Source organism: Cupriavidus basilensis, from assembly GCF_029335485.1.
In the GTDB taxonomy this organism is placed as follows: Bacteria; Pseudomonadota; Gammaproteobacteria; order Burkholderiales; family Burkholderiaceae; genus Cupriavidus; species Cupriavidus basilensis_E.
Map to the genome: position 1 here is coordinate 1 of NZ_JARJLM010000563.1, position 8,022 is coordinate 8,022.

Below are 8,022 nucleotides of genomic sequence, written 5' to 3' on the forward strand. Positions count from 1 at the left end.
GGGCACGGCGCGCGGCATGCTTACGAACGATAGTCTGCGTTGATCGAAACGTAGTCGTGCGACAGGTCGCAGGTCCAGACCGTGGCGGCGGCCTGGCCGCGGCCGAGCGCGATGCGCACGGTGATCTCCGCCTGCTTCATCACGCGCTGGCCGTCTTCCTCACGATAATCGGGATTGCGGCCGCCGTCGCGCGCGACCAGGACATCGTCCAGCCACAAATTGACACGCTCGACCTCGAGATCGTCCACGCCGGCATAGCCCACCGCGGCCAGGATGCGGCCAAGGTTGGGGTCCGAGGCATAGAAGGCGGTCTTGACCAGCGGCGAGTGCGCCACCGCGTAAGCGATCAGGCGGCATTCCGCCACGTCCTTGCCGCCTTCGACCTGGATGGTCATCAGCTTGGTGGCGCCCTCGCCATCGCGCACGATCATCTGCGCCAGTTCCTGCGACAGGTCGGTCAGCGCGGCGCGCAGCGCCTCGAAATCGGCGCCCTCGGCACGCTCGATGGCCGGTGCCCCGGCCTGGCCGCTGGCGATCAGCACGAAGGAGTCGTTGGTGGACGTATCGCCGTCGATGGTGATGCTGTTGAACGAGTGATCCGCCGCGTACGACACCAGCGCCTGCAACACGTCCTGCGACACGGTGGCATCGGTGGCGACGAAGCCCAGCATGGTCGCCATATTGGGACGGATCATGCCCGCGCCCTTGCTGATGCCGGACAGCGTCACGGTCTTGCCGCCGATCTGCACCGTGCGCGAGGCAGCCTTGGGCTGCGTATCGGTGGTCATGATCGACTCCGCCGCGGCCAGCCAGTTGTCGGGCCTGGCATTGGCGATGGCGGCCGGCAGCGCGGCGGTGATGCGGTCCACCGGCAGCGGCTCGAGAATCACGCCGGTCGAGAACGGCAGCACCTGCTCGGCGGCGATGCCGAGTTGCGCAGCCAGCGCATCGCAGGTGGCGCGGGCGTTGGCCAGGCCTGGCTCGCCGGTGCCGGCGTTGGCGTTGCCGGTGTTGACCACGATCGCGCGGATGCCCTTGCCCGCGGCCAGGTGCTCGCGGCAGACCTGTACCGGCGCTGCGCAGAAACGGTTGCGGGTGAACACGCCGGCCACGGTGCTGCCTGCGGCAATGCGCACCACCAGCACGTCCTTGCGGTTGGCCTTGCGGACTCCCGCTTCGGCCCAGCCGAGCTCGACGCCGGCGACAGGTTTCAGGTTCTCTGCCAGCGGCAGGGGCAGGTTGACGGCCATGTGCGTTCCTCTATGCGTTCGTCGTTGCTGATTTGCTGGCGCCAGGAGACCAAAGGCCCGCGCATGCCGCGCGGAAAACGCCGCCCCTGACGAACATGCCCGCTTGCGCGGGCATGTTTGCTGACTTCACCGTGCGCGGCTTAGCTGAGCTTGCCGTGGCACTGCTTGAACTTCTTGCCGGAGCCGCACGGACAGGGATCGTTGCGCCCCACCTTGGCCATGCTCGCGGCTTCGGCCGCGGCGGCGTAGGCGATGCCGGCGCGTTCCGGCGCGGTGCTGCCAGCGCCCTCCGCCGCCTGGCCGGCCTCATCGAACTCGTCATGCTTGTACTGCACGTTGCCGAGATGCGACAGGCCTTCCTCGATCTGCTCCGAGGCTTGCTCCAGTTCCTCCGGCGACTGGATCTGCACGTTGAAGATCACGCGCGTGACTTCGACCTTGATCACGTCGAGCAGGCGGGCGAACAGTTCGAACGACTCGCGCTTGTACTCCTGCTTGGGATCCTTCTGCGCATAGCCGCGCAGGTGGATGCCCTGGCGCAGGTGATCCAGCGCCGCCAGGTGCTCGCGCCAGTGGGTGTCGATGCTTTGCAGCATCACCGAGCGCTCGAAGCCGGCAAAGGATTCGCGGCCAACCTGGCCGACCTTGGCATCGTAACGCTCGTCGGCGGTACGCATGATCAGGTTCAGCAGTTCTTCGTCCTCGATGCTCTGGGCAGCCTCGATGGTCCTGGCGAGCGGGACCTCCAACGACCAATCGTCGCGCAGCTTGGCTTCCAGGCCGGCGATGTCCCACTGCTCTTCCATGGTGTCGGCCGGCACGTGGTCGCGGAACATGTCCACCAGCACGCTCTCGCGCAGGTTCTTCACCATCTCGCCGACGTCATGCGACTCGAGCACTTCGTTGCGCAGCTTGTAGATCTCCTTGCGCTGGTCGTTGGCCACGTCGTCGTACTGCAGCAGCTGCTTGCGGATGTCGAAGTTGCGGCCTTCCACCTTGCGCTGCGCGGATTCGATCGAACGCGTGACGATGCCCGCCTCGATCGGCTCGCCTTCCGGCATCTTCAGGCGTTCCATGATGGCGCGCACGCGGTCGCCGGCAAAGATGCGCAGCAGCTGGTCGTCCAGCGACAGGTAGAAGCGGGACGAGCCCGGGTCGCCCTGGCGCCCGGCGCGGCCACGCAGCTGGTTGTCGATACGGCGCGACTCATGGCGCTCGGTGCCCACGATATGCAGGCCGCCAGAGGCCTTGACCTGCTCGTGCAGCGATTGCCATTCCCCTTCCAGGTGGGCGATGCGCGCGGTCTTGTCGGCGGCGGAGAGGCTTTCGTCGGCCTCGATGAAGCCAGCCTGCTTTTCCACGTTGCCGCCCAGCACGATATCGGTACCGCGGCCCGCCATATTGGTGGCGATGGTGATCATCTTGGGCCGGCCGGCCTGCGCCACGATCTCGGCTTCGCGAGCGTGCTGCTTGGCGTTGAGCACCTGGTGCGGCAGATCGGCCTTGTTCAGCAGGCCGGACAGGTATTCCGAGGTCTCGATCGAGGTGGTGCCCACCAGCACGGGCTGGCCGCGGTCGTAGCAGTCGCGGATATCGCGCACCACGGCGTCGTAGCGCTCGGTCGAGGTCTTGTAGATCTGGTCCTGGAAGTCCTTGCGCTGGGCGCCGCGGTTGGTGGGGATGACCACCACTTCCAGGCCGTAGATCTCCTGGAATTCGTAGGCTTCCGTATCGGCCGTACCGGTCATGCCGGACAGCTTCTCGTACATGCGGAAGTAGTTCTGGAAGGTGATCGTGGCCAGCGTCTGGTTTTCCTGCTGGATGGTCACGCTTTCCTTGGCCTCCACCGCCTGGTGCAGGCCGTCGGACCAGCGGCGGCCGGTCATCAGGCGGCCGGTGAACTCGTCGACGATCACGACTTCGTCGTTCTGCACCACATAGTGCTGGTCGCGATGGAACAGGCTGTGCGCGCGCAGGGCGGCGTACAGGTGGTGCATCAGGGTGATGTTCTGCGGCGCGTAAAGCGATTCGCCCTCGCCGATCAGGCCTTGCTGCACCAGGATCTCTTCCGCCTTCTCGTGGCCGGCCTCGGTCAGGTAGACCTGGTGGCCCTTTTCGTCGACGTAGTAGTCGCCGGGCTTCTCGACGCCGGTGCCATCGGCCTTTTCCTCGCCGATCTGGCGCTCGAGCAGCTTGGGCACGCCGTTCATGCGCTGGTACAGGTCGGTGTGATTCTCCGCCTGGCCCGAGATGATCAGCGGCGTGCGCGCCTCGTCGATCAGGATCGAGTCCACTTCGTCGACGATGGCGTAGTTCAGCGGCCGCTGCACGCGCTGACCCGGGTCGTAGACCATGTTGTCGCGCAGGTAATCGAAGCCGAACTCGTTGTTGGTGCCGTAGGTGATGTCGGCACCGTAGGCCGCCGCCTTCTGGTCATGCGGCATCTGCGACAGGTTCACGCCGACCGACAGGCCGAGGAAGTTGTACAGGCGCCCCATCCACTCGGCATCGCGCTGTGCCAGGTAGTCGTTGACCGTGACAACGTGCACGCCCTTGCCGGTGATGGCGTTCAGGTACACCGGCAGCGTCGCGGTCAGGGTCTTGCCCTCGCCGGTGCGCATTTCGGCAATCTTGTTGTCGTTCAGCACCATGCCGCCGATCAGCTGGACGTCGAAGTGCCGCATCTTCATGACCCGCTTGCTGGCCTCGCGGCATACCGCGAACGCCTCGGGCAGCAAGGCCTCGAGCGTTTCGCCAGCGGCGTGGCGCTGGCGGAAGGTCTCGGTCATGGCACGCAGGTCGTCATCCGAGAGTGTCTCGAACTTCGGTTCCAGCGCATTGATCTGCGCGACGGTCCTGCCATATTGTTTGATCAGCCGTTCGTTACGGCTGCCGAAGACTTTCTTGAGAAGGCCCGTGATCATCGATTGCTTTCACCTACGCGAGTGGTACGCCGCCGTGGTACGCACTAGGCGGCCTGGCCGCCGGCTTGGCCGGCTGCCCAGGGCGGACCGCGCGAGGATAGGAAGATTGGCGCAAAACGCCGAGTTTATCACGCGCGCGGGTCGCGACCGGTTCCAGGTGGCAGGCGAAACAGTGTGCAAACCACACCGGGTGCCTGCTGCCACTTGACGACACAGGCTGGTAATAATGCCGCATTCTTCACATCGCCGGTCCGGATGCAACCCACGCATCCATTTCCTCCGACATCGGGGCGCGCCCCCGGTTCTTCAACGGATGGCGTTGCGATCGGTGGGAACCGGCGCCTGGGCAAGCTGGGCGGGTGCCGCTTTAGCCACAGCCAGGAAGCGGTTCGGGTTCTGCGGCACGCCGTCCACATGCACCTCGAAATGCAGGTGCGAGCCGGTGGAACGCCCGGTGGAGCCCACCAGCGCTATCTGCTGCCCGGGCTTGACCAGGTCACCGGCCTTCACCAGCATCCTCGAGGCATGCGCATAGCGGGTCTTGAGGCCGTTGCCATGATCGATGTCGATCAGGTTGCCATACTCGGGGTGCCACTCCGCCGCCACCACCACCCCGCCCGCCGCCGCGACGATGGGGGTACCGGCCGGCGCGGCGAAATCGACGCCGTCGTGCGGGGTGCGGCGTCCGGTGAAGGGATCGAAACGCCAGCCAAAGCCGGAAGCATCGTAGCCGGTCGCCACCGGCAGCACGCGGGGGATACGGCGAGCCTGGATCTGCCGGTCCAGCAGCGTGCTTGCCACCACATCGAAATAATCCGCGTGCCGTTCCGCCTGGTCCGACAACTGCGCCAGCGCAAGCTGCAACTCCGGCAGGGTCGAGGCGCGCGACTGGGCCGACGGCGCGGGGCCGCCGCGCCCGGGCGGCTGCTGGAAGTTGAATTCCTTGGGCGCAATGCCGGCGAGGCCGGAAACCCGCTCGCCGAGCGCGTCCAGCCTCACCATGCGCGCCTGGATCTCGCCCACGCGGGCAGCCAGCACATTGAGATTGGCCCGCAGGTAGGGATCTTCGCCAGCGGCGCGGGCCGGCGCACCCATGCCGGCCAGGCCGGTGCGCGCGACGACCCAGGTCAGCGCCGACGATGCCAGCGCAACCGCCAGGCACAGCAGCAGGATGCAGGCAAGGAGCTTCCCTCGCGACAGGGTGAAATGACGCACGCGCGGCAGGCGCGGATGAAGCACGATGATCTGCATGATGCGACTCCTTCCATGCGGCGCCCGGCGCCGGATGCGCGGCCTCGGCGGATAAGCCGCCTCGCTCGCGCCGGCGGCACGCTAGAATGCGCGCATGCGCATGTTTACCCACTACGCCCTCCAGACACCCGCCGCCAAGCCGCTCAACGACTGGCTGGACAAGGCCGGCCCGGTCTCCGCCCTGATGCAGACGGCGCGGGAACTGGCCGTGCTGGAAGCCGAGGTGCTGTCGCTCCTGCCGCGCGGACTGCAGGACGGCATCGCCGTGGCTGGCGTCAAGCAGGACAGCCGCGGCATTGGCCAAGGTCAGGGGGAGCGGACATTGCTGTTGCTCGCGGCCCATGGGGCAGCGGCCGCACGGGTCCGGCAAGTGGTTCCCACGCTACTTGGAAGACTGCAACAGCGGGGCTCGCAGATTACCGCAATCCGGGTACGGGTTCAACCGGACGTCGGGCGCAAGAGCGATTGGGATACCGGACCGGTGGAACGGCCCAAGGTGGCGAGAATGTCGGCGACGGGCTTGTCCAGCATCGATCAGCTGGCGCGCGAGCTCCCGGATTCGCCATTGCGGGATGCGTTGAACACGCTGTTGTCGCACCACCGCTAGGCCATTTCGATCCCGGTTCTGGCGGCAGGTCCGCCAGGACGGAAGCGCAGGCGTAAAAAAGCCGGCTCAGAGGCCGGCCTTCAGCAGGACCAGCGGCTCGCGCCGGCCCGGCAAACCCGCCGGCCCTTACGCAAAGGCCGGCTGCAACTGGGGCAGGAACGCCGGCGGCGCGTCCTCGACCCGCTCGAACGTCACCACCTCGTACGCTTCCTGGTCGGCCAGCAAGGCGCGCAGCAACTGATTGTTGAGCCCATGCCCCGACTTGTTGGCGATATAAGCGCCGATCAGGGGATGGCCGACCACATAGAGGTCGCCGATCGCATCCAGGATCTTGTGCCGCACGAACTCGTCGCCGTAGCGTAGTTCCTCGTTGTTCAGCATGCGATGCTCATCGAGCACGATCGCATTGTCCAGGCTGCCGCCGCGCGCCAGGCCCATTTCGCGCAGCGCTTCCACCTCGTGGGCGAAGCCGAAGGTGCGGGCGCGCGCGATCTCGCGCACATAGCTGGTGTCGGCGAAATCGATGGAAAAGGTCTGGCCCGTCTTGTCCACGGCCGGATGGCGGAAGTCGATGGTGAAGGCAAGCTTGAAGCCGAAGAACGGCTCCAGCCGCGCCAGCTTGTCGCCCTCGCGGACTTCCACGGCCTTCTTCACGCGGATAAAACGCTTGGGCGCCGATTGCTGTTCGATTTCCGCGGACTGCAGCAGGAAGACGAAGGACGCAGCGCTGCCATCCATGATGGGAATTTCTTCAGCGTCGACGTCCACATACAGGTTGTCGATGCCAAGGCCCGCGCAGGCGGACATCAGGTGTTCCACGGTGGACACGCGCGCGCCGTCCTTCTGCAGGACCGATGCGAGGCGCGTATCGCCGATGGCCGATGCGTTCGCGCGAATCTCGACAGCCTCGGGCAAATCGACGCGGGTGAACACGATTCCGGCATCCACGGGAGCCGGGCGCAGCGTCAGCGTCACTTTACGGCCCGAGTGCAAGCCTATGCCAACGGTCTTGACCAGGGATTTGATGGTGCGCTGTTTGAGCATGACGATCTCAGCTATTATTAAAATCTATCAATTACACTTTCTAATATAGTGATTTTACCACTGCTTCGTTTGCTGCGCTGCATCACTTTGTTTCGGTGTGTTATCACCAAGGAAATATCTTACAACAAGTGCGCAATAGACCACTATGAAGCCGTCTATTGACACATTCCCGTATTACGCGCGCAACGCCGCAAGGACGGCTTCCGCACTGCTGACCTTGAACTCGCCAGGGGCTTCGAGCCACAAGTGGGTCACCACGCCATCGTCCAGCACCATGGCGTAGCGCTTGGAGCGCACCCCCATGCCGCGTGCGCCGAGATCCTGCTCCAGCCCCAGGCGGCGCGTCCATTCGGCGCTGCCATCGGCCATCATGCGCACCTTGCCGGCGGTATTCTGCTCGCGGCCCCAGGCGCCCATGACAAAAGCGTCGTTGACCGACACGCACCAGATTTCATCCACGCCAGCCGCCCGCAGGGCATCGGCCTGCGCCACATAGCCCGGCACATGCTTGGCCGAACAGGTGGGCGTGAAGGCGCCGGGCAGGCCGAACACCACGATCTTGCGGCCGCGCGCCAGTTCGGCGGCCGAGAACGCGTTGGGACCCAGGGCGCAGCCACCGGCTTCGACCTCAAAGAACTCGTTCAGCGTGGCGTCCGGCACACGCGCTCCAATAGCGATCATGGTGTGTCTTCCTGTCTGGGTAAAAAACCCTGTTTAGCATCATAGTGCGCCCGCTGCGGGCGCCCAAGGCTGTTCGCCGCCCATTGTGGCATCGGACGCATCCGACACAGGCGTGACCAGGTTCTGGCGCAAGGGAGCATACGACAACCCGCGCGAGCTTGCGCGGATGTGCCGGACCGCCTTCAAAAGCGGCGCATAAGGCAGCCCATGCAGGACCAGCGCCTTGCGCCAGCCATGAAGTCACACCGGGCTTCGAAATTCGAAA

The 8,022-nt window shown here is 65.4% G+C and carries 6 protein-coding genes; 1 reads left to right on the top strand and 5 read right to left on the bottom strand.

From position 1 onward, the window contains the following. Window positions 1-20: 20 nt before the first annotated feature. The 3 genes from argJ to P3W85_RS35170 all read right to left on the bottom strand — a co-directional run bounded on the left by argJ (window position 21) and on the right by P3W85_RS35170 (window position 5,425). Window positions 21-1,250, bottom strand: a complete 1,230-nt coding sequence (argJ, locus tag P3W85_RS35160; RefSeq protein ID WP_276268160.1) for a bifunctional glutamate N-acetyltransferase/amino-acid acetyltransferase ArgJ — start codon at window positions 1,248-1,250, stop codon at window positions 21-23. 140 nt (window positions 1,251-1,390) lie between these two features. After that, a complete protein-coding gene (gene secA, locus P3W85_RS35165; RefSeq protein WP_276268161.1) occupies window positions 1,391-4,174 on the bottom strand; it encodes a preprotein translocase subunit SecA in 2,784 nt (927 codons plus the stop codon). Between the two features lie 306 nt (window positions 4,175-4,480). Beyond that, a complete protein-coding gene (locus P3W85_RS35170; RefSeq protein ID WP_276268162.1) occupies window positions 4,481-5,425 on the bottom strand; it encodes a M23 family metallopeptidase in 945 nt (314 codons plus the stop codon). Window positions 5,426-5,519: 94 nt separating this feature from the next. Between P3W85_RS35170 and P3W85_RS35175 the strand changes: the two genes are divergently transcribed. Beyond that, window positions 5,520-6,032, top strand: a complete 513-nt coding sequence (locus tag P3W85_RS35175; RefSeq protein ID WP_017227550.1) for a hypothetical protein — start codon at window positions 5,520-5,522, stop codon at window positions 6,030-6,032. Window positions 6,033-6,158: 126 nt separating this feature from the next. On the opposite strand, the gene lpxC is transcribed toward P3W85_RS35175, so the two are convergent. Together lpxC and P3W85_RS35185 are read right to left on the bottom strand one after the other, a co-directional pair. Next, window positions 6,159-7,076 (bottom strand): UDP-3-O-acyl-N-acetylglucosamine deacetylase, encoded by a 918-nt coding sequence (gene lpxC, locus P3W85_RS35180; RefSeq protein WP_017227549.1) that lies wholly within the window; start codon window positions 7,074-7,076, stop codon window positions 6,159-6,161. 174 nt (window positions 7,077-7,250) lie between these two features. After that, a complete protein-coding gene (locus P3W85_RS35185) occupies window positions 7,251-7,757 on the bottom strand; it encodes a peroxiredoxin (RefSeq protein ID WP_017227548.1) in 507 nt (168 codons plus the stop codon). Window positions 7,758-8,022: the final 265 nt, after the last annotated feature.

What these genes read in the sequence shown, in the direction of transcription:
- argJ (WP_276268160.1), bottom strand. Translation starts at nt 1,250, where the DNA reads ATGGCCGTCAACCTGCCCCTGCCGCTGGCAGAGAACCTGAAACCTGTC.
- secA (WP_276268161.1), bottom strand. Translation starts at nt 4,174, where the DNA reads ATGATCACGGGCCTTCTCAAGAAAGTCTTCGGCAGCCGTAACGAACGG.
- P3W85_RS35170 (WP_276268162.1), bottom strand. Translation starts at nt 5,425, where the DNA reads ATGCAGATCATCGTGCTTCATCCGCGCCTGCCGCGCGTGCGTCATTTC.
- P3W85_RS35175 (WP_017227550.1), top strand. Translation starts at nt 5,520, where the DNA reads ATGCGCATGTTTACCCACTACGCCCTCCAGACACCCGCCGCCAAGCCG.
- lpxC (WP_017227549.1), bottom strand. Translation starts at nt 7,076, where the DNA reads ATGCTCAAACAGCGCACCATCAAATCCCTGGTCAAGACCGTTGGCATA.
- P3W85_RS35185 (WP_017227548.1), bottom strand. Translation starts at nt 7,757, where the DNA reads ATGATCGCTATTGGAGCGCGTGTGCCGGACGCCACGCTGAACGAGTTC.